Origin of the sequence: Microbacterium ginsengiterrae (genome assembly GCF_014205075.1) — a bacterium.
GTDB classification, from domain to species: Bacteria; Actinomycetota; Actinomycetes; order Actinomycetales; family Microbacteriaceae; genus Microbacterium; species Microbacterium ginsengiterrae.
This window is the reverse complement of record NZ_JACHMU010000001.1, coordinates 397,834-419,316: the sequence shown is the minus strand read 5'-3', so window position 1 is coordinate 419,316 and position 21,483 is coordinate 397,834. Positions and strand designations below refer to the sequence as shown.

Sequence of the window (21,483 nt, the reverse complement as noted above, 5' to 3'; positions counted from 1 at the left end):
AGAACAGGAAAGAAATGACACCCGAATCGCTCAAGCTGGTCGATCACGTGCAGGCGATCAACTGGAACCGCATCGAGGACGACAAGGACCTCGAGGTCTGGAACCGCCTGGTGAACAACTTCTGGCTCCCCGAGAAGGTGCCGCTGTCGAACGACGTGCAGTCGTGGAACACGCTCACCCCGGAGGAGCAGCTGCTCACCATGCGCGTCTTCACCGGCCTCACGCTCCTGGACACCATCCAGGGCACGGTCGGCGCCGTCTCGCTCATCCCCGATGCGATCACGCCGCACGAGGAAGCCGTCTACACGAACATCGCGTTCATGGAGTCGGTGCACGCGAAGAGCTACTCGTCGATCTTCTCGACCCTCGCGTCGACGAAGGAGATCGACGAGGCGTTCCGGTGGTCCAGGGAGAACGTGAACCTTCAGAAGAAGGCGCAGATCATCATGGACTACTACCAGGGTGATGACCCGCTCAAGCGCAAGGTCGCATCGACCCTGCTCGAGTCCTTCCTGTTCTACTCCGGCTTCTACCTGCCGATCTACTGGTCGTCCAAGGCGAAGCTGACGAACACGGCCGACCTGATCCGCCTCATCATCCGCGACGAGGCCGTGCACGGGTATTACATCGGCTACAAGTTCCAGAAGGGGCTCGAGAAGGAGACCGAGGAGCGCCGTCAGGAGCTCAAGGACTACACCTTCAACCTGCTCTTCGAGCTCTACGACAACGAGGTGCAGTACACGCAGGACCTCTACGACAACGTCGGGCTGACCGAGGATGTCAAGAAGTTCCTGCACTACAACGCCAACAAGGCGCTGATGAACCTGGGCTACGAGCCGATGTTCCCCTCGGACGTCACGAACGTGAACCCCGCGATCCTCTCAGCGCTGTCGCCGAACGCCGACGAGAACCACGACTTCTTCTCGGGGTCGGGGTCGTCGTACGTCATCGGCAAGGCCGAGGCCACGGAGGACGAGGACTGGGACTTCTAGAAGTTTCTTGAAGCGCACCGGCTGAAAAGCCTGGTCATAGGCCCGGATCCGCGAAATCTCGCGGGTTCGGGCCTTTTTCGTGCTCTCTGTTCGATGACAGAGGAGGACAGAAATGACCAGGAACACCCATTCGGAGTGGCACGCGGATGGCACGCGTGCACCTTCCCGGCGGAAGCGAGGGAGCGTACCCACCGAAATTTGGGTTCGGCAGGGCGCCGAGTCCGTGCCACTTCGTGCCATACGAAGCGCCGTCAACACCGTGAGAGCCGCAGAATCATGCGGATTTCCAACGTTGCGCGGAGTGAGTGGCACGGAGTGGCACGAGTGTCCGCTCGCGTCCATCCGAGTACACGGGAGGGCATCATGAGTGCGACGAAGAGAGAGTCGTGGGGGAGCTTGCGGAAGTTGCCCTCCGGGCGTTGGCAGGCTCGGTACCCGGGCCCAGATGGCGAGACCTACACGGCGAGAACTGACGACGATAAGTCGCTTACGTTTCTCACCAAGACGGACGCACGCCGATGGCTTGCGGCGGTGCATACGAAGATTTCGCTCGGGCAGTGGGAGCCACCGACGGTTGTGGCGGCACGAAACCGCGCTGATGCGGAGCAGGAGAAAGCACGTTCGATGGGCTTCGAGGAGTACTCGAAGCGTTGGTTGCAGATGATCAGAACCGAACCGAACCGCAGCGGCAAGATGCGAGCCGTTGGAACTGTTCGCTCCTACGCGGGGAAAGTGACGGGGTATCTCGTACCGGAGTTTGGCGATACTCCTTTGAAGGAGATCGACGCCAATCGTATTCGCGAGATGACGGGGCGTGAAGAAGGAATCGGTGACAACTGATCGTTAGCGCTGGGAGGCGCTGGCGGGAAGGATGTCATCATGCCTGGTCCCTATCCCCAAGAGTTTCGTGAGGACGTTGTTGCGGTCGCCCGGCGTCGTGAGAGTGGCGTCACCATCAAGCAGATCGCCACTGACTTCGGTATCAGCGAAGCGACGTTGCAGAACTGGCTCCGCCGGGCCGATGTCGAGGAAGGTAGCCGTCCCGGCCAGACCGCGGCCGATGCCGCTGAGGCGCGCGAGTTGAAGAAGCGGATCCGTCTCCTCGAGCAGGAGAACGAGGTCCTCCGGCGTGCTGCGGCGTATCTGTCGCAAGCGAATCTGAAACTCGGTGGCTCCCCAAAATGACCTACCCGCTCGTTGCTGAGCTCGCCGACTCGGGGATTCCCGTGACGGTGTCGTGCCGGGTCCTCAAGCTCGCCCGCCAGCCCTACTACCGCTGGCGCAACGACCCCGTTCGTGATGCGGACGTGCTCCGCGCGTATCGGCTCAATGCGCTCCACGACGCTCATGCGGAGGACCCGACGTTCGGATACCGATACCTGGCTGACGAGGCCCGGAGGGCTGGGTGGCGGATGAGTCGCCGGACGGCGTGGAAGCTGTGTTCGCAGGCCGGGATTCTCTCGTCCGCGCAGCGCCGACGGCGCGGGAAGGGCAAGAAGGCCGGCCCGCCGGTGTTCGACGACCACGTCAAGCGGCAGTTCCGCGCGGACGCCCCGAACCGGGTCTGGCTGACGGATATCACGGAGCATTGGACGAGTGAAGGCAAGCTCTACTGCTGCGCGATCAAGGACGTCCACTCCAACCGGATCGTCGGGTACTCGATCAGCGACCGAATGACCGCGAAGCTCGCCGTCGACGCACTGCGCAACGCCGTCACCCGCCGCGGTGACGTCGCCGGATGCATTCTGCACGCCGACAGAGGCAGCCAATTCCGAAGCCGCGCTATGGCCCGCGAATTGCGCCGCCATGACATGGTCGGATCGATGGGCAGAGTCGGCGCAGCCGGAGACAACGCCGCCATGGAGAGCTTCTGGTCCCTCGTTCAAACGAACGTCCTCAACCAGCAGCGATGGGCAACCCGGCAGGAGCTGCGCCTCGCGATCGTCGTCTGGATCGAGCGGAAGTATCACCGGCAGCGAGCCCAAGACGCGCTCGGCGGCTTGACGCCGATTGAGTTCGAAGCGAAGCTAACCGAACAGCCGCTCACCCTCGCGGCCTAAACCCCACCTGTCACCAGTTCCTTCTTCACGCCCCCGTGTCCTGTCGCGGCTGCATCGCGATTGGCACTATTCGCCATAAAGAATCTCCTTTGTTTCAGCTTAAGTTGTCAAAGACTTGGCGTGTTTGATCGTCGGCGGGTAAAAACGTTTCGAGGTGCAATCCATCCAACGTGAGGTCTGCGGCACTCTCGATTCGTGAGGCGATGCTGAACAGCCGTAACTCGGTGCTGTTCAGGGTGATCTCAAGAGTCAGCACAGGATCGCCCGTCGGCCTGCTGATGCGCTGGTGTCCTGGGCCGGCGTACTCCGCGTACAGCTGTTCCAACATTGGATCGCCCCTAGTGAAGAGGACGCGCTGGTGGAGTTGGTGCAGCAGGTGTGCACTCCATGTGTCGAAATTCCGGATCCGTGGCGCCAGCCCTCGGTCGTCCAGCGCCAGCCGTATCACGTTGAGAGGCGGCTCCAGCAATTCAGGAGCACAGCCGGAGAATAATGTATCAACGGCCTCATTCGCATCCACTACGTTCCAGTGGTCGTCCAGCAACAGGGCGGGGAAGGGCGTATGTGCGTCAAGGAGCTGACGAAGTCCGGCCATAACGGGTGCAAGCTGCTCGGAGTCGGTTGCACGGCTCTCGTAACGTGGCGCGTAACCGCCGCTTAACAAGAGGCGGTTCTGTTCCGCGAACGGCACTTGCAACTCTTCTGCCAGCCGCAGAATCATATCGGGGGTGGGGCGCGATCGCCCGGTCTCGATGAAGCTGAGGTGACGCGTGCTGACATCCGCACGCGATGCGAGGGCAAGCTGACTCAGGGCCCGGTGCGTCCGCCAACGGCGCAGCTCCGCTCCGACATCCGCGACTTGATTTGCCAAGGTAACACTCATGCTTGCAGGCTACCGAGCAGAGCGGATGTACTCCATTACCCCACGAGTAACGCGAAGTGCACTGGCGCCCCGGGTGACGTCCCGCTGAGTGGTGGAGTTTCTCAACACCGTGCGGGTCAGTTGTTCTAGTTTAGGCCGCGGCGAGTTCGGGGAGTATCACCGCCTTGTCGATGTGCTCGATCGGGTCGTCCATCGCGGTCAGCTCGAGCATGGAGGCTTCGGAGAAGCAGCGGCGTTCTCCCGCTTCCCACTCGTCGTGCTGCTCGATCAACACGGCTCCGGAAAGGCGCAGCAGCGCGGCCGTGTTGGGAAGACCCCGACGACATCGGTGCGGCGTTTGATCTCCTTGTTCACCCGTTCCAGGGGATTCGTGGACCAGATCTGTCGCCCGTGCCGGCGCGGGAACGCGGCGAAGGCGAGGAGGTCCGCTTCGGCATCGGTGAGCATGGTGGCGACCTTCGGATGGGATCGGCCAGCATTGTCGTCACCTCCGTGAACTGGCTGCGGATATGTTTCGCGTCGGGTTGGGCAAAGATCGTGCGGATGATCGAAGCGACCATATCCTGGCTGCCTTTTGGGACCACCGCGAGCACGTTGCGCATGAAGTGCACTCGGCATCGTTGCCAGCTGGCGCCCTGGAACACGGTGCCGATGGCTTTCTTCAGCCCGGCGTGCGGGTCCCATTTCGGCGAGTCGCGCGGTCACCGGAGCGCTCGAATGGTGCGGCGCCGATGAACGCGGTCGCTTCCGCGTCGATCAACTCCTGATACAACGTTTCGGTCGCGGACCGGATCCGGTCGGTGACATCCGTGAGCTTCAGTTGAGCAAGCAAGTCGAGCAGGGCAGACTGGTCTAGAGCCATCGTGGTTTGTGTCCTTCGTGAGTAGCTTTGATCGGTCCTCACTGACCACCCCACGGTGGCTCACCACGTCGACAACGCGACGCTCAGAACCCCGGACAACTACACCACTACCTGGGACGCCACCAACGAGACCCCGGAGCTCTCGCTTGGAATTCCTGACCTGCAAGTGGCCCGGCTCCACAATGGCGGAGCGTCAGCGGGACAATACGAACAGCTCGCGCGAGCTACCATCAGGTGCCGGGTCAGTTGAACCCTGCGATCTAAAACCATTTTGCTGGTAGAGGCGCTGCGCCGCTTGTCCGCCAATATGATTTGCCGGAAACGTGACGACCAGGATGTCGCCTTCAGGCCAATGGCGAATAGCCGACGCCAGCAGAGCACCGCCGACGCCCAGATTTCGATAATGCGGATGAACAGCGAGCCAACGAATGTACTGAGGTTTGCCCGGCCCGCTCAGGAGCATCGCACCGATGACAGTCTCAGCTTCAAGTGTCACCATCGCCGTTCCTCGTCTGATCCCTCGCTGAACGTGTGTTTGCAGATCGGGCATCGGGCCAAACAGGTACTCGACATCTTGTGCCAACTTCATCCACGAATCAATATGGTTCGGAGTGCAGAGTTGGGGGTCATTCATGACCACACCATAGCGCCTGAGCAGAGACGACTTGGGCGCTGCGTTCTACGCGGTCGGTGTCGCCTGCGTGGTGCAAAGTATTGGATGGGAACTTCCTGAGCCAATTCCATTCCCATTCAGACGACCTCGAAATTGGCCATCATCATCATGTCCTCGTGTTCGAGATTGTGGCAATGGAATACGTACTTGCCGCGATAGCCGTCGAATCTGATGAGCAACTCCGCCCTGCCTCCGTTATCGAGATTCACTGTATCTTTCCAACCCTGGTTATAGCGGCCGGGATCATCATTTCCGTCTCGTCCGATGACCTGGAAGGGAGCCAGGTGAATGTGGAACGGATGCTCGACGTTCTGTCCCCTGATCGTCCACTTCTCGACCGCACCCAGCTTCGGTCTCGCCAGGACCGTGTCGGGGCTGAACGGCTCACCATTCACGGTCCACAAAGTCATCCCATGCGCTTGGGCACCGCCGCGGGCAAAGACGAATTCCCGCTCCACGGTCACATCGTTCTCCGACAGAACTTCGATGTCGGCGAGTCGATCCGGCACGGTGCTTGTATCCGTCTCCTCATGAGAGACGACGAAACGCATCACCTGACTGGTGCCAACCCTTCCCCGATCATTGACCATGGTGATCTCGTCTCCGATCTGGTGGCGCGAGAAGTCAATGATCACGTCGAATCGCTCAGCCTGCGCGATGTCGATCGCATCATGCTCTATCGGGGCTGCGAGGAGGCCCATGTCGCTGCCGATCTGAATGAAGCCGGTTCCATCGTCGAGGCGGAGTTGGTAGCGGCGGGCGTTCGAACCATTGAGAATGCGGAAGCGGTACTTGGTATTCGAGACTTCCAGTACCGGCCACGGCGCACCGTTGACGAGAATGCAGTCCCCAAGCACCCCGCTCATATAGTCGGCGCTCACGCCGGGAGTTTCGGTCAATGTCGGGTCAACCGATGGATAGAGGAATGAGCCGTCTGCGGCGAAGGATCGATCCAAGATCATGAGCGGAATGTCGCTGTCGCCGGACGGCAGGCCCAGCGACTCTTCATGATCGTCGCAGACGAGATGAAACCCGGCCAGGCCCTTGTAGACCTGCGGGCCGGTGAAGTCCATACGGTGGTCGTGGTACCACAACGTCGCGGCGGGCTGATCCATCTCGTAGACATAGTCCCTGCTGCCGATCACGCTCGTGCCACCATGCCCGGTATGCCCGACATCGCCAGCGACGGGCAAGATGAGGTCGGTCGGATACCCATCATGCTCAGGCGCGGTCTTTCCACCGTGAAGGTGTACGGAAACCGGCACCGGCAGTTCGTTGTTATGGGTGACGACGGTGCGCCGCCCGCGGCGCGACACGAGCGTTGGACCCGGCAGGATACCGTTATACCCCCAGACCTCGGTCGTGAGCCCGGCAAGGATCGAAGCCTGACCGACCTTCTGTGTGATCTCGTAGTAGTCCGTCATTTCATCGCGCCGGACAGGATCGAGCACGGGCGGGATCGGGAGTCGGGCACGGAATGCCTCGGGTAGCGGTGCCTCACTGTCGAGAACTCGACCCGCGCTGCCTTGAGCGCTGTTGTTAGATTCGCTGCCGATGCCGCAGGACGCGAGCAACGGGGCAAGCGCGATGCCGACGACGCTCGCCCCGCCGATCTTCAGCGCACTGCGACGGGTGAGTTCAAAGTTGTGCGGCTCAGTCATTGCCTGTCTCCCTGACGGCGTCTGTTGGTTCGGTTGTCAATCAGAATCGCGGTCACAACTCCGAGAACCGCGAACAGCGGAATGAGAACGGCGAAGACGAGGCCGAGAACGGGCGTGCCTGTGCGAATAAAGATGACTGCCAGGAGATCCTGCACTATGACGCCGAGGAGTACTCCGCCGAGGAGGCCGAGTGCGCCGATGCCGGCTGTGCGCCACCCGCTCCTAGGTTTCCGTGCTTGCGGGTGCTGTGGAAAGGAGGCGGATTGCGGCGGTGAAGTGGACTCTTCGAGTGCATCGTCGGGAAGCTGGGGCCAGTGGACGCGGGCGTTGAGACCTTGAATCACAGCATCAGTTCGCGCCTCGTCTGCGCTGGTGCGTGCTTCTTCGGTGTCACGGGAATTTTCGGGCCTGTTTGGAACATTCGTCATGGTGCTTCCTCGACTTACGGACCTTCAATCGTCTCGGCAGCCTTGACGCCACGCAGACGTTGGATCAGTAATGCCAGGCCACCGGCAGCCAGTCCCCAGAGCGCATTGATCAACAGCACAGGCACGATCGCGATGGGGTTGGCAAGAGGTCCGTCAAGACGTCCGTCGATAATCGGTGAAAGAATTCCACTGAGAATAATCGAGAGCACGGCGTAGGTGAGCCCGGTGAAAAGCAGGGTCAACACGGGGTAATGAGTTTTGCTGAGGCCAACGACCGCTATCCATATGGCTGAAATGATCAGCGTGATGATGACTGGTGCTGCGGCACCGAGATCGGCACCGAGTTGGTGTTCTACGATTCGCACGAGTGGCCTGATGAGGGCAAGCGCACCGAGTCCGATGATGAGGGGCCATTGCAAGGTATTGAAGTTGTTCATGCCATCTACGTTAGGAAGCCTGTCGCGTGTTGACATCGGCCCAGGCTCTCGTCATGTGTCGCTTCTTGTTTCGTTTCTCGTACGTCGAGAAGCGACACTCAGTATCGCCTGGGGGCTCATGACCGCGGAAACACTGGCACGTAGGCTGGTAAGCATGAGTGAGCTGGTGTCGACGGCATCACCGACCCTGGTGCGCGGCCGCCGTGGTGACCACACGCCGTCCTGGGTGATCGACGGTCTGTTGGGAACCGCGGTCGCGCTTGGACTCGCACTCATCATCGCCACGAGCGAGGGCGGAACACGGCCACCGGATTTCCTCGCCTATGTGTTCGCGTTCGGGTTCGGTGCTCTCCTTCTGCTGCGTAGGAGAATGCCCCGAACGGTGCTCGTGCTCAGTGTGCTGGGGATGTTCGCGTACTACGCCCTCGATTATCCGCCGGTCGGGGTGGCGATACCCATTGTGGCCGCCTTGTTCTCCACCACCGAGGCCGGTCTCATGGTGTGGTCGGTCGGGGTATCAATCGTCGTGTTCGCTGTCTCAATGTTCTACCGAGTGCTCGATGGCGGAGAAGCGATCGGGTTTCTGCTTGGCTACGAATCCGTGTCGAACATTGCGCTGTTCGCCGCGGCGATCGCCCTTGGGTATGGTGTTCGCGCCCGTCGTACTCAAGCGATCCAGCAAGCGGAGATCATGAAGCTTACTGAAGCTCAGCTTGCTCGCGAGGCGGAGCTACAGGTGCAGAGGGAGCGCGAACGACTCTCCCGCGACCTGCATGACATCGTGGGCCACAGCATGTCGGTCATCTCCCTGCAAGCCGGCGTCGCATCCGAAGCCATCTGCAGCGATGACCGTGCTGCAAGCGAAGCGCTCGACCGCATCCGGACCACGAGCACCCGCTCGTTAGGTGAGCTTCGTTCAATGGTGCGTATCCTGCGCTCTCCAACCGACCATCAGGAGACGCGCCGAGTTCAGTCGCTCGCAGCGGTGCAAGACCTGGTCGACGCTGCCAAGGGCGCTGGCATCGAGGTAGATGTTGCGATCAATATTGATTCCTCGGACCTTTCCGACACGGTGGATGTGGCCGCCTACCGAGTGCTCCAGGAAGCAATCACCAACATTGTTCGCCACGCTGGAGCTACACATGCGCAAGTGAAGGCCGACATCCACGAAGGCCAACTCTTTCTCGTCATCACCGACAACGGTCGGGGATCAACCGTCGATGATCGACCGTCCGGATATGGCATCGCCGGCATGACCGAACGGGCCAGACTGCTCGGGGGATCGTTGACTGCACGATCGATTGTTCATGACGGGTTCACCGTCGAAGCCATAATCCCAGCGAGGTTGCCATGATCCGTCTTGTACTCGTCGATGACCAAGAACTCGTGCGCACGGGCCTGCGCACCCTGGCCGAACACGATGGCGATATCGAGGTCGTTGCCGAAGCCGAAAACGGAAGCACCGGCGTCGACGCGGTTCGCAGGCACAAACCGGACGTCGTCCTCATGGACATTCGAATGCCCCAGATGGACGGCGTCTCCGCGACCCGAGCAATTGTCGCCGACCCCTCACTCGCCGACGTTCGGGTCGTCGTACTGACCACCTTCGACGAAGACGAGAACGTATTCGCCGCCATCCAAGCTGGTTCGGCCGGGTACCTACTCAAAGACATCGCGCCGAACGACCTCCGGGCCGCGATCCGAGTCGTTGCCGCAGGAGACGCTCTACTTTCACCGACAATCACCCGAAAAGTGATGGACACGTTGGCGACGAGCCCGAGCACCCACGCTCGCAAGGCACTCCTCAAATCTCTCACCAGCCGAGAAGGCGAAGTTCTCTCCCGGATCGGCCTGGGCGAATCCAACGATGAGATCGGCCAAAGCCTTCATATCAGCCCAGCGACGGCCCGCACCTATGTCAGCCGCCTCCTCAGCAAGCTCAACGCCCGCGATCGCTCGCAACTCGTCATCCTCAGTTACGAATCCGGACTCATCACTCCCGGTGAACCCCGTACCGACGAGCGCTGAAACTACGGCGCCGGTTCTGTCTCATAGAGAACTCGATTCGATGTACTGGCTGTACCCGTCGGGTGTACTGTCCATCTGTTCTAATCAACCAGTCATGTCGGGCTTAAGGCTCACCGCATCCACGCCTGCAACGCCACACAACCTGGACTACCAATGCCACTGGGAAGCCGGCGGGCTGAGGGCCGGCTGCTTGAGCGCTGAGCCTTGGGTGAGTACCCTTGCGACCGCTTTTGTGCGGTGGACACGAAGCCTGTCTCACAGTGGCGCGCTGGGGCACGGCAACTCCACAACTGCCGATAACCGGCGGAATCACGTGGGTGGTGACGAGTACTGGGACCGACTTCTGAGACCTCTTCTTAGAGGCTCCGGGTAAGTACCTGATCACGCCCTTGATCTGCGAGTTTTCGCAGATCAAGGGCGTTTTCGTGCTCCCAGTCGAGGCAGAGGGGAACAAGCGGGAATACCCATTCAGGGAGGCATGTAGGAGGCACGCGCCCACCTTCCGCATGGCAATGGCGCCTGCGTAGGCCGATGCGCGTTGTCTGCTCGCCTTCGATGACAGAGGCAATGCGGTGGCGGTAGTGACGGCCTGGGGTGGGCAAGCCGGGGCTGATCGAATCCAGCGACGATGGACCGGCAGGGGATCGCTGCGTTCGAACGTCCAAGACGCAGCGTGAACCTGCCACCGGTCCTATGCCGCTCCTCTGATTGGGGGGACCAGAAGCTGTGGTCCGTCTGAATAATTGAAGATCGAGGCCGGGACCACCGCAGAGTTTGGTGCCCCCCGACTGGTCACGGCGTTGAGGTTCCCGGGCGTGAAGAAGGAACTGGTGACAGGTGGGGTTTAGGCCGCGAGGGTGAGCGGCTGTTCGGTTAGCTTCGCTTCGAACTCAATCGGCGTCAAGCCGCCGAGCGCGTCTTGGGCTCGCTGCCGGTGATACTTCCGCTCGATCCAGACGACGATCGCGAGGCGCAGCTCCTGCCGGGTTGCCCATCGCTGCTGGTTGAGGACGTTCGTTTGAACGAGGGACCAGAAGCTCTCCATGGCGGCGTTGTCTCCGGCTGCGCCGACTCTGCCCATCGATCCGACCATGTCATGGCGGCGCAATTCGCGGGCCATAGCGCGGCTTCGGAATTGGCTGCCTCTGTCGGCGTGCAGAATGCATCCGGCGACGTCACCGCGGCGGGTGACGGCGTTGCGCAGTGCGTCGACGGCGAGCTTCGCGGTCATTCGGTCGCTGATCGAGTACCCGACGATCCGGTTGGAGTGGACGTCCTTGATCGCGCAGCAGTAGAGCTTGCCTTCACTCGTCCAATGCTCCGTGATATCCGTCAGCCAGACCCGGTTCGGGGCGTCCGCGCGGAACTGCCGCTTGACGTGGTCGTCGAACACCGGCGGGCCGGCCTTCTTGCCCTTCCCGCGCCGTCGGCGCTGCGCGGACGAGAGAATCCCGGCCTGCGAACACAGCTTCCACGCCGTCCGGCGACTCATCCGCCACCCAGCCCTCCGGGCCTCGTCAGCCAGGTATCGGTATCCGAACGTCGGGTCCTCCGCATGAGCGTCGTGGAGCGCATTGAGCCGATACGCGCGGAGCACGTCCGCATCACGAACGGGGTCGTTGCGCCAGCGGTAGTAGGGCTGGCGGGCGAGCTTGAGGACCCGGCACGACACCGTCACGGGAATCCCCGAGTCGGCGAGCTCAGCAACGAGCGGGTAGGTCATTTTGGGGAGCCACCGAGTTTCAGATTCGCTTGCGACAGATACGCCGCAGCACGCCGGAGGACCTCGTTCTCCTGCTCGAGGAGACGGATCCGCTTCTTCAACTCGCGCGCCTCAGCGGCATCGGCCGCGGTCTGGCCGGGACGGCTACCTTCCTCGACATCGGCCCGGCGGAGCCAGTTCTGCAACGTCGCTTCGCTGATACCGAAGTCAGTGGCGATCTGCTTGATGGTGACGCCACTCTCACGACGCCGGGCGACCGCAACAACGTCCTCACGAAACTCTTGGGGATAGGGACCAGGCATGATGACATCCTTCCCGCCAGCGCCTCCCAGCGCTAACGATCAGTTGTCACCGATTCCTTCTTCACGCCCCCCGTCTTGCCCGGCTAACACTTTAGAAGTGTTCCAGCGACTGCTTTTCTGAGGCCCAGGCAGGTGTCAGGAACGGCGCCCTGAAGGGAAAAACGTGAGCCGCGCCCAGCGCATTGACCTAGCTACCTGGCCGCGACGCGAGCACTTTGAGCATTACCGCGACCGCGGGCCCTGCACATATGCGATCACGGTCGAGCTGGATGTCACACGTCTGAAGGGCGCCCTACGCGAGACCAAGCGCAAGACGTACATTGCCCAGCTTTGGGCGCTGGCGTCGGTTGTCAACCGGCACTCGGAGTTTCGCATGACCTTGACCGAGGATGGGTCGCCCGCGATGTGGGATGTCGCGCATCCGGCATTCACTGTCTTCAACCCGGAGCGCGAGATTTTCGCCTCCGTGTGGGCTCCGTTCTCCACTGATTTCGACCGCTTCCACGACATTGCAGCGGAGCTGTTGGAAACCCACAGGAGTGCCACGACGCTCTTCCCAGAAGGTGAGATACCGGCGAACAGCTTCGATGTGTCCAGTCTGCCGTGGACGCAGTTCACCAGTTTCTCGTTGCAGATTGCTGATGGGTGGGATCACCTCCTGCCGATCTTCACGCTTGGCCGGTATGTAGAGCGGGAAGGCCGTACGTCGCTACCCCTGGCCATCCAGATGCATCACGCCGCTGCTGACGGCTTCCACATCGCACGCCTGGTCGAGGAGCTCCAGGCACTGGTCGGCGCCCCGGACTGGCTCCGGGCCGTGTCCAGTAAACCCCACAGACCGCTCGGGTAACCTGCCGTTCACGATCACTGGCCAGCGCTCACCGCTGAAGCAGAGCGTGGAGTCCCGCCGTGAGGATGGCTTCGGCATCTACGCTGTGCGCGGCATGGAGAGATGCGTATAGCGGAGCGAGTTCGCTGTCGACCGCAGCGCGTCGTTCGTTGCCGGCCACCGGGGCCGTGGCGGCGCTGCCGATTACGAAGTTGGACAGGGCGTAAGCGTCGCCGAGAGGGTCGCTCGAACCGTTCTCGGCTAGCAGTACACACATCCGCTCGGACAGCCGCAGATAGTGGGGGCCCCGCGGAGCGCGCATGGCGATCACCTGGCAGGCCCACGGGTGCCGAACGAGGTGTCGGTAGTACGCGAGCAGCAGAGCTTGCACGTCGGCGTGTTCGAGGGTGTTCCTCCACTCCGGCTCTCGGCCGAGTGCATGATCGAGCGCGAGATCGAATAGGTCATCGACCGACGTGACTCGGGAGTAGAGGCTGGCGGGCGCGACGCCCATTCCCAGTGCGGCTGCCCGAATCGTGAGCGTGCGCATTCCGCCCTCGTCCAGCAGATCCGCGGAAATCGCGGCGAGGCTGTGCACATCCACTGAACGGATTCGGCGGATGGGCCTGCGTTGTTCCCAGTAGCTCATATTCGGATCTTATCCGAACTATGTTAGTTTACTGCCATGTTGGATGTCGGATATCTTCCTTTGCGCAATGATCGCGCTGTGCTGCGTGCCATGAACCACCGTGACGCTGCCCGGTACGCCGTCGGCGCAGCCGATCCGCGGGTGCGCGAGTTCGCCCACATGCCAGAGCCCGAGTACACCGAGGCTTCGGTCTCCGCGTTGATCGATGGAGCGATCCGGGAGGGCCTCACTCGTGGCGATCTCGCAGTGCTGACGATTGCCGACCCGGAAACTGACGTGTTCGTCGGCAGCTTGGTGTTGTTCAACGTCGACGCCGGGTCAGTCGAAGTGGGATTCTGGGTGCACCCCGATCGTCGAGGCCAAGGATCAGCTCGTGCTGCGCTCTCACTCGCGAGCGCGCTGGTTGAGCGGAGCGGTTTGACCCGACTCAACGCACGCACCGTGCCTCAGAACTCGGCGGCTCAGCGCATGCTCGAACGAGCCGGATTCGCTCGCGGCACAGAAGTCCGTGACATGGCTCCTTCTGGCGAAACGGTCATTCTGCTGCAGTACTCCCGTGAGATCAGATCGTCGACATTGCTTCCATTGGCCACGGAACGACTGCGTTTGCGGTTGCATGAGCCGGGCGACCAGACATGGCTGCGTGCCATATATGCTCAGCCCGAGGTGGCACGGTATCTACTGGTCGAGCCGTGGAGTGCCGCGGACGCTGTGAAGGAGATCTCGAAACGGTTGGTCAGAACCGGTCTCGACGATGATGCGAAGGCTCTGGCGCTCGTCGTTGAACATGACGGTGACCCGATAGGCGATGTTGTTCTGTGGCTCGTGGATGCCGATCGTCGGGTGGCCGAGATCGGCTGGGCGCTGGATCCCCGCCATCGTGGCCACGGATACGCTCGAGAGGCTGTCAGCGCAGTGTTGCGTGTTGCGTTCGATCATCACCGTCTGCACAGAGTCATCGCGCAGATGGACGCTCGCAATCACGCGTCGGCCAAGCTCGCCGCCGCAGTCGGAATGCAGCGCGAAGCACACCTGCGCCAGGATTGGTGGGTTAAGGGCGAGTGGACAGACACCGTCATCTATGGGGTGCTCGCCAGCGATAACTTCACCCAGCCATGAGATACTCGCGATGTCATCCGATGGCGGCTGTCGCTACAGCGTTGTTCTCGAAGGACCTTCAATCTAGGCTCGATGCATGGACAGTGCAGACCCGATCAGTGTCCTGACTCCAGACGGCCGAGTGCTTTCCGGCTTGAGTTTCGGGCCGTCTAACGGAGACCCGGTGCTGTTCATGGCGGGGGCCGCCACCGGTAAGTCCATGCACTTCGGTGCGGACCTCCTCCGCGACATGAACGTCCGGCTCCTGACGATGGATCGACCGGGGATGGGTGGTTCGACGTTTCACAGCGAACGCACACTAGTTTCGACAGCCGACGACTATCGCAAGTTCGTGGAGGGCGCTATCGGCCGTTCGGATATGATCCCGGTGGTCGCCAACTCGCAGGCTAGTGTCTTCGGTCTCGCTGCGGCCGCTGATGGGTGGGCGTCGAAGCTGCTCCTCGTATCGCCGGCAGACGAGCTGGCACACCCACAGATACACGCGATGCTTCCCGCGGAAGCGACACAGCTGTCAGATCTCGCTCGCGCGAGCCCTCGGGAGGCGGAGCGGGTGCTGGCCATGATCACTCCCGGTGATATGGAGTCGATGGTCCTTGAAGGTGCAAGCGAAAAGGATCGAAGGTTTTACCTCGAGGACAGCTTCCTGTCGCTATATCGGCGCGCCCTGATCGAGGGGTTCGCGGGCAACGGTCGAGGATACGTACGCGACACGCTCATCGCCATGCGTCCTTGGGGGCTGCGGCTCAGCGATATCCGAACGGCCGTGACGATCGTGTTCGGAGCGGGCGATCTCGGTCATTCACCGGATCACGGCGCCACGCTTGCAGATCGGATGACGAACGTCCGGCGCGAGGTTTTGCCAGAGGCCGGAGGCGCACTGCTCTGGACGCATGCGCGCCGAGTGTTCGAATCGATCTTTCGCTGCGAGGATCTGCGGCCCGACTGACTTGGGTTGTCACCCTGGGGTTGACAGTCGTGTCGGTCCTCCGGCATGGTGGAGGCATGCTGAGTAACCCTGGGGGTGACAGTGGCGACGTCATCGACACCCGACCGATCACGTGGGCGGCGGCTCTCGCTCACAGGCTCGGCGACCCGACCGAGTTCGAACAGGTGGTTTCGCGTCTCACCGCGTGCGGCCTGAGCCCACAGGAGGTGCACGCAGCTCTCGCTGATGGCGGAGACGCGCTGTACGCAGCCGCCCAGTCAGGACGCGCGGATTGGAGCGACTCTTTCGGTGGCCCGTTGGCTGTGGCGCTTCTCGCAGCAGAGGTCGGCGCACTCGCTGCGCATCTGAATTGGCGCGCTTCCGGCATCCGCTCGTTGGCTGTCGATGCATTGCTCGACGATTTCAGTGCCGTCGCGGTCGCCGGCGAACTTGGAGTAGCGCGCCAGAAGGTATACGAGATAGCCAAGAGTGGGCTCCGTCCGCCGTACATCGAGAACGTCCCCTGGAGGACCCCATGAAAACCGTTCGCGAAACCGTCGCGTTGCCGGATTCCACCGAGCAGTTGCTCGTGCACCCCATGGACATGACCGACTCCAGAAAGCCGTTCGTCGCGTCCTGGTGGTTCTCGTTCTTGGCGATGCCGACGGTTGTGTTCTTCTTCGCTGCGCTGCTTTGGATCGTGAGCAATAACTATGTGACCCCGATCGTTGTTCCGATCGCACTGGCCGTTATCGCCAGCGTCCTATCGGCTTACCTTCGGAACGAGGCTTGGGCCTACATCCCTCGCAAGCGCCAGGACTTGCAGAGGCGTGTTCCAACGCGCTGGATTGTGTTCAGGTCGGTGGTCTCGACAGCATCGCTTCTGGCCGGACTGGTATTGCTGACGCTGTGGCTCGTTGAGCGCGAGCTCGACGCAGGCGTGCTCGGCTACATACTCGGAAGCGCCTTCGGCATCGTACTTCTGATGCTCATCGGCCTCTTATGGACGGCGTTCGCGCCTTCACGGTTGCGGGCCGAACTTGACAGCTGGACCTTGCAGTTGACAAGACTCATCCCTGTCGGAGCCGCCGTGGCCGTCGGTTGCCTCATCGTCGGTCAGCGGTATGACCTTGCTGATCTCGACATCTCGAGCGCTCTGATAGGCGCGGTAGTCATTATCGCCGTTCAGATCATCTGGTGGCTGGCCTCGCTATGGCTGTCCCGAAGGGCCGCTGCGCGCTCCACCGCACGCCCAGATTGACATCGCGCCCTCCACCGCGACGACGCACGAATCACATACTCACTCCAACCCGAAGCCCTCGGGGACTTCGGCCTGCCAGAAAGGCGCCAGCATGCCCGCAATCAGCATCCAGAACCTACGCAAGTCCTTCGGCGAGCACGTCGCCGTCGGCGACGTCGATCTGAGTGTCGAGGAAGGTGAGATCTTCGGCATCCTCGGCCCGAATGGTGCAGGCAAGACCACGACTGTCGAATGTCTCACCGGGATGATCCGTCCTGACCGCGGCGAGATCCGCGTACTCGGCTTGGATCCGACGACTGATCTGGGCGCCCTTCGACATCTTGTTGGCTACCAGCTCCAATCGAGTGAGCTGCCTGACGACATGCGTGTCGGAGAGGCATTACGACTGTTCGCATCGTTCTATCCGGACGCCGCCGATATCGACGAGCTGCTTGAGACAGTAGGACTGCGTGCCCACCGGAAGAAGGCGTTCAGTTCCTTGTCCGGCGGACAGAAGCAGCGACTGTCCATCGCGCTGGCGCTGGTGGGGAACCCGCGCATCGCGATACTGGACGAGTTGACGACCGGGCTCGACCCCCAGGGACGCCGCGACGTCTGGACACTGATCAAGCGCATCCGGGAGACAGGCGTGACGATCGTTCTGGTCACCCATTTCCTGGACGAGGCCGAAGCGCTCTGCGATCGCCTGGCGATCATCGACCACGGCCGCACCATCGCATCCGGCACATCGAGCGAACTCATCGACGCATCCGGCCTCGCCGGCGACGAACGACGCCCGTCCCTAGAAGATGCCTACTTGGCGATCATTCAGAACGACCAGCTGCTTCGCGCAGCATGATGAAAGGACACGAATTGAACGCGCTCCCTGCACTGATCCGCAGCGAAGCAACCTTGTTGAGCCGCAATCCGACGGCGATCTTCATGGCGCTGCTCTTCCCGACCGCCCTCCTCCTTTTGCAAGGACTCGTCATACCCGGTACCGGCGAAGCCCTCGGAGGAGACGACCCGGCCTTCGCGCAGCTCCGCGCGATCGACCTGTTCATTCCGATCGCGCTGACCGTCGCGCTCGGCAGCGTCACACTCACCAACTTCCCGTCAGCGATCGGGGGATATCGCGAGAAGGGCGTACTTCGACGACTTGCCACCACCCCGGTCGGCCCCCAGCGGGTGCTCATCGCACAAGTGATCCTCAGCGGTGTCTCCCTCGTGCTGGGAGCGGCGATCGCCGTCGCAGCGTCCGTCATGCTCTTGGATGCTCAACCGCCGCGATCGGTGTTCTTCGTCGTCGGGATATTCGCCCTCGCCGCCGTGCAGATGCTCTGCATCGGATCGCTGATCGCCGCGCGCGCCAGTACCGCACAGAACGCGAACGGAATCGGCATGCTCATCTTCTTCGGATGCCTGTTCACCGCAGGTGTGTGGACGCCAGGGCCACTGATGGCGGAGCCCCTGCGGCAGATCTCCGGTTACACCCCTCTCGGAGCAGCCTCGCAGTCACTCACCGCCGCCTGGTACGGGCACCCGATGTCACTCGTTCCGATCGCCGTCATGGTGGTATGGACGGTTCCTATGCTCCTCATAGCGATGCGGACCTTCCGGTGGAGGTGACACGATGCCTGTACAGCTGACCCAGCCGGAGGTCGACGATCTCCCTCGCGTCATCGAAGTGCTGCGACAGTGGCAGTACGAGGGCGCGCCGATGCAGCTGCATCCAGGGGACGTGGGGTGGTTCTGGCGATTCGGCGCCACAGAGGCATCGCGCGCCGTTCGGACGTGGAGCGGCGGGAAGCAGATTCTCGCCATCGGTTTGCTCGACGGGCCAGGCCTCGTGCGACTGACTGTCGCGCCGCACGCGCGGCGTGACGAACAGCTGGCACGACAAGTCGTAGATGACCTGACCCGGCCTGAGAGCGGCGTCCTGAGCGCGGGCAAGGCGAACGTCGAGGTGCCGTCGGACGCGATGGTACACGAACTGCTCGCCGAGGAGGGTTGGGACACCGATGAGCCATGGACGCCGCTCCGCCGCGACCTCACGGCGCCGGTCCCAGACCCAGGCGTGCGTATCGAGGAGGTGAGACAGGAGAACGCCCAGACTCGCGTGGACGTACAGAGGGCTTCGTTCGACGCTTCGTCTTTCACAGCCGCGCGTTGGAACGCCATGGCGACGGCGCCCGCGTACGCCGATGCACGTTGTCTGCTCGCCTTCGATGACAGGGGCAATGCGGTGGCGGCAGTCACGGTCTGGTCTGCAGGAGTGGGCAAGCCGGGGCTGATCGAACCCATGGGGGTTCATCACCGCTATCGCGGCCAGGGTTATGGAAGGGCGATTACGCTGGCGGCCGCTGCGAAGCTTCGGCAACTCGGATCGTCGAGTGCGATCGTCTGCACTCCCAGCGCCAATATCGGAGCGGTTGCGACGTACCGGTCTGCCGGCATGGAAGCCCGCGCTGAGATTCATGATCGATACCGGAACCGCTAGCGACGATGGACCGCCAAAGGGATCGCTGCATTCGAACGTCCAGAACGCAGCGTGAACCTTCCACCGGTCCGATGCCTCTCCTCGGATTGTGGGGGACCAACAGCCGCGGTCAATAATTGAAGATTGAGGCCAGAAAACCACGGCAGAGCTTGGTAGGTCATCGATGACACAGGTTGTGCCTGCTCTTGGTTCTAGCCGTCGCTGCCGTTGTCGTTGACCATCGTGATCTGGTCGCCTATGTCGTGGCCGGAGAAGTCCACGATCACGTCGAACCGCTCTGCGGGCGATGTTGATGGCATCGTGGTCGATGGGAGCGGAGAGCAACGCTTGGTTGGGACTCGAGGGCGCAGCTCGCGTCGGCCATGTTCGAGTGGATCGAGGGCTTCTACAGCCCCCATCGCCGACACACTAGCCTCGGTGACCTCAGCACCACCGACTATGAAGCTCTTCACACCGCCGCATCCACATAGATTGAAGATTGAGGTCAGGGACCACGGCAGAGCTTGGTACCGATCCGACAGGTCACGGCGTTGAGGTTCCTGTCCTGCCCGGCTACCTTTAGAAGTGTTCCAGCGACCGCTTTTCTGAGGTGGACACTTAGCAGCATTCAGAGTGGCACGATGGGGGCACGACAGCTCCGCAACTGTCGACAATCCGCGGGATCAAGCGAGTTGTGACGAGAACTGGGACTTCTAGAAGTTTCTGTGCGCCGTCACAGTAGTTGGCATTTCGACACATTGAAGTTGGCACACGTCAAATCAGCTGGCACAGATTGCACAGTTGGCACATGAAACGACTGATCTCGCGCCGGCCGGTTCCACAGGAGCGTTCCTGTGGCTAACCGGCGGCGCGAGTCGCCGTCTGAGCTGACGGAATCCTGGCCCGATGCCCCGTCACCGGATCCAGCCGGGGAGATCGCGCGGAGATTTGTCCTCAATCTCGTCGACGCGATCGGCGAGCAGAGCGTGCGATCAGTCGCTCACCGTGCAGCGGTGGACGAGGCGACCGTACGGCACATCATCTCGGGTACCGCATGGCCGGATCTTCGCACGGTCGCTCGGCTTGAGGACGGACTTGCTGTGCCGCTGTACCCGATGCGTAGCTCGGGCGATAGTGGTTTCCCGCCGGCTCAGATTGATGCGGATCCCGCGCACTTGAAGGAATGAGATGCGGTGACGTCGAGTGCGCTCACGTCGGCACCGCGATCATGAACGTGGATGTCCGGGAGCCCTTATGCACGATGGTGAACGCGGGCGATGCGCGCGGCCAGAGTCTCGGTGGCGCGCCGATAAGTCATCATGGCGGCGAGGAGGGCGTTAGTCGTGTGTCCGAGATGTGTGGACGCGACGACATGGAGCGTGCCGTCTTCGTTAGCGACGGTCTCTTCGTGATTACTGGTGCTGAGCATTCGCAGCGGGGACGGGTGTGTAAGCCCGGAGATAAGTCGCCAGACGGTCGAGGCGTATGCGCCGTCGAGATCCGGGTAGTCGGTAGCTTGTTCGACGATCACTCCGTATCCGGGGAAGTTGTTCAAGTACTCGCTGGCCGTGATGCCTTCAGCAGCTGCGATCTTCGTCATTCGGAGTTGATGCTTCTTTCGTCGAGCAACGGCATTGCGGATCGCAGCCTGCGACGCCGCCCTCCCGTCCAGCGTTTCGGTATCAACGAGCTTGGCGGCCGCCTTGACGAGACTTACATCGAAGTCCGCGTCGTTCGCTCGCAGTCGGAGCAGGCGGATGATGCGTTCACGTTGGTCATCGGGGCGCAGTAGCCAAAGCGCGGTAGCCGCTGACTCGAGAGCGCTTCGCAGAAGGGCGAAGTGGGCGGTGACGCGATGCTCGAGTTGATCGTCGTCGGGTAGTAGCAACTGTCTTGTCGAGGCCAAACTGTCCGTCGCCATTGCCATGCACGATGCAACGAAATGACTGAAATTTAGCCAGCTGGTCCGATGGTCGTCGTCGCCAAGCTCTGAGGTCGGCTTCGCACGAAGACGCGCGATGGACTCGTAGCGAGTCAGCAATCCATCGATCTGCTTCAAACGCGCAGCGAGAACCTGGGAGGCGTTGAGCTCCTCGGCGTTTGTGACGGGGACACGCATCAATCCGTTATGCGGTCGCGTTGGCTTGCTCATGGCTCGACCATAGTGCGGCGCGACGCTGTCCGGCCGCGTGG

General features: G+C 61.8%; 22 protein-coding genes and 1 pseudogene. 13 read left to right on the top strand and 10 right to left on the bottom strand.

Annotation, left to right across the window (positions count from 1 at the left end; all coding sequences use genetic code 11):
- Window positions 1-14: 14 nt before the first annotated feature.
- From nrdF to HD600_RS02105, 3 genes are all read left to right on the top strand, one after another.
- Entirely contained in the window at window positions 15-992 is a 978-nt protein-coding gene (gene nrdF, locus HD600_RS02115; RefSeq protein ID WP_144797473.1) for a class 1b ribonucleoside-diphosphate reductase subunit beta, read from the top strand.
- Window positions 993-1,085: 93 nt separating this feature from the next.
- Window positions 1,086-1,832: a hypothetical protein gene (locus tag HD600_RS15275; RefSeq protein WP_479682747.1), complete on the top strand. Its 747-nt coding sequence runs from the start codon at window positions 1,086-1,088 to the stop codon at window positions 1,830-1,832.
- Between the two features lie 39 nt (window positions 1,833-1,871).
- Window positions 1,872-3,052 (top strand): IS3 family transposase gene (locus HD600_RS02105; RefSeq protein ID WP_422120177.1). Its coding sequence is split into 2 segments (ribosomal slippage): window positions 1,872-2,138 and window positions 2,141-3,052, totalling 1,179 coding nucleotides; the frame shifts between segments, so codons are not numbered across the junction.
- Between the two features lie 94 nt (window positions 3,053-3,146).
- On the opposite strand, the gene HD600_RS02100 is transcribed toward HD600_RS02105, so the two are convergent.
- The 7 genes and pseudogenes from HD600_RS02100 to HD600_RS02075 form a co-directional block, all read right to left on the bottom strand.
- Entirely contained in the window at window positions 3,147-3,935 is a 789-nt protein-coding gene (locus HD600_RS02100; RefSeq protein WP_184281252.1) for a helix-turn-helix domain-containing protein, read from the bottom strand.
- A 130-nt stretch (window positions 3,936-4,065) separates the two neighbouring features.
- Window positions 4,066-4,615 (bottom strand): annotated as a pseudogene (locus HD600_RS02095) (transposase); the annotation flags it as partial.
- Window positions 4,597-4,797: a transposase gene (locus HD600_RS15270; RefSeq protein WP_483403767.1), complete on the bottom strand. Its 201-nt coding sequence runs from the start codon at window positions 4,795-4,797 to the stop codon at window positions 4,597-4,599. The pseudogene HD600_RS02095 and the gene HD600_RS15270, both read right to left, overlap by 19 nt.
- A gap of 193 nt (window positions 4,798-4,990) precedes the next feature.
- Window positions 4,991-5,431 carry a GNAT family N-acetyltransferase gene (locus HD600_RS02090; protein ID WP_184281250.1) on the bottom strand — a complete coding sequence of 147 codons (441 nt, stop codon included), beginning with the start codon at window positions 5,429-5,431 and terminating at the stop codon, window positions 4,991-4,993.
- A 116-nt stretch (window positions 5,432-5,547) separates the two neighbouring features.
- Entirely contained in the window at window positions 5,548-7,131 is a 1,584-nt protein-coding gene (locus HD600_RS02085) for a multicopper oxidase family protein (protein WP_184281248.1), read from the bottom strand.
- Complete coding sequence (locus tag HD600_RS02080; protein WP_184281246.1) at window positions 7,128-7,559, bottom strand: hypothetical protein; 432 nt, start codon at window positions 7,557-7,559, stop codon at window positions 7,128-7,130. The genes HD600_RS02085 and HD600_RS02080 overlap by 4 nt, the downstream gene beginning before the upstream one ends.
- Window positions 7,560-7,573: 14 nt before the next feature.
- Window positions 7,574-7,996 (bottom strand): hypothetical protein, encoded by a 423-nt coding sequence (locus HD600_RS02075; RefSeq protein WP_206706093.1) that lies wholly within the window; start codon window positions 7,994-7,996, stop codon window positions 7,574-7,576.
- A 154-nt stretch (window positions 7,997-8,150) separates the two neighbouring features.
- Between HD600_RS02075 and HD600_RS02070 the strand changes: the two genes are divergently transcribed.
- Window positions 8,151-9,350: a sensor histidine kinase gene (locus HD600_RS02070; protein WP_184281242.1), complete on the top strand. Its 1,200-nt coding sequence runs from the start codon at window positions 8,151-8,153 to the stop codon at window positions 9,348-9,350.
- Window positions 9,347-10,024 (top strand): response regulator, encoded by a 678-nt coding sequence (locus tag HD600_RS02065; RefSeq protein WP_184281240.1) that lies wholly within the window; start codon window positions 9,347-9,349, stop codon window positions 10,022-10,024. Before HD600_RS02070 ends, HD600_RS02065 begins: the two co-directional genes overlap by 4 nt.
- A gap of 844 nt (window positions 10,025-10,868) precedes the next feature.
- Here HD600_RS02065 and HD600_RS02060 read toward each other — a convergent pair.
- Window positions 10,869-12,049 (bottom strand): IS3 family transposase gene (locus tag HD600_RS02060; RefSeq protein WP_422120177.1). Its coding sequence is split into 2 segments (ribosomal slippage): window positions 10,869-11,780 and window positions 11,783-12,049, totalling 1,179 coding nucleotides; the frame shifts between segments, so codons are not numbered across the junction.
- 163 nt (window positions 12,050-12,212) lie between these two features.
- On the opposite strand from HD600_RS02060, the gene HD600_RS02055 reads away from it, so the two are divergent.
- Window positions 12,213-12,899: a CatA-like O-acetyltransferase gene (locus HD600_RS02055; protein ID WP_184281238.1), complete on the top strand. Its 687-nt coding sequence runs from the start codon at window positions 12,213-12,215 to the stop codon at window positions 12,897-12,899.
- Window positions 12,900-12,927: 28 nt separating this feature from the next.
- Here HD600_RS02055 and HD600_RS02050 read toward each other — a convergent pair whose 3' ends face one another.
- Complete coding sequence (locus HD600_RS02050) at window positions 12,928-13,527, bottom strand: TetR/AcrR family transcriptional regulator (RefSeq protein WP_184281236.1); 600 nt, start codon at window positions 13,525-13,527, stop codon at window positions 12,928-12,930.
- 36 nt (window positions 13,528-13,563) lie between these two features.
- On the opposite strand from HD600_RS02050, the gene HD600_RS02045 reads away from it, so the two are divergent.
- The 7 genes from HD600_RS02045 to HD600_RS02015 all read left to right on the top strand — a co-directional run bounded on the left by HD600_RS02045 (window position 13,564) and on the right by HD600_RS02015 (window position 19,311).
- On the top strand, window positions 13,564-14,646 hold the full coding sequence (locus HD600_RS02045) for a GNAT family N-acetyltransferase (RefSeq protein WP_184281234.1): 1,083 nt from the start codon (window positions 13,564-13,566) through the stop codon (window positions 14,644-14,646).
- Between the two features lie 76 nt (window positions 14,647-14,722).
- On the top strand, window positions 14,723-15,592 hold the full coding sequence (locus HD600_RS02040; protein WP_184281232.1) for an alpha/beta fold hydrolase: 870 nt from the start codon (window positions 14,723-14,725) through the stop codon (window positions 15,590-15,592).
- 56 nt (window positions 15,593-15,648) lie between these two features.
- Window positions 15,649-16,110 (top strand): hypothetical protein, encoded by a 462-nt coding sequence (locus tag HD600_RS02035; RefSeq protein ID WP_184281231.1) that lies wholly within the window; start codon window positions 15,649-15,651, stop codon window positions 16,108-16,110.
- Entirely contained in the window at window positions 16,107-16,832 is a 726-nt protein-coding gene (locus tag HD600_RS02030; RefSeq protein ID WP_184281228.1) for a hypothetical protein, read from the top strand. Before HD600_RS02035 ends, HD600_RS02030 begins: the two co-directional genes overlap by 4 nt.
- 91 nt (window positions 16,833-16,923) lie before the next feature.
- Window positions 16,924-17,670, top strand: coding sequence for an ABC transporter ATP-binding protein (locus HD600_RS02025; protein ID WP_184281226.1), 747 nt, complete (start codon window positions 16,924-16,926; stop codon window positions 17,668-17,670).
- A gap of 14 nt (window positions 17,671-17,684) precedes the next feature.
- Entirely contained in the window at window positions 17,685-18,440 is a 756-nt protein-coding gene (locus HD600_RS02020; protein ID WP_184281224.1) for an ABC transporter permease, read from the top strand.
- A gap of 4 nt (window positions 18,441-18,444) precedes the next feature.
- The gene (locus HD600_RS02015) at window positions 18,445-19,311 is read left to right on the top strand and encodes a GNAT family N-acetyltransferase (RefSeq protein WP_184281222.1); all 867 of its coding nucleotides are present in this window, start codon (window positions 18,445-18,447) and stop codon (window positions 19,309-19,311) included.
- A gap of 1,231 nt (window positions 19,312-20,542) precedes the next feature.
- Here the strand turns inward: HD600_RS02015 and HD600_RS02010 are convergent.
- Window positions 20,543-21,442, bottom strand: coding sequence for a hypothetical protein (locus HD600_RS02010; protein WP_184281220.1), 900 nt, complete (start codon window positions 21,440-21,442; stop codon window positions 20,543-20,545).
- Between the last annotated feature and the right edge of the window lie 41 nt (window positions 21,443-21,483).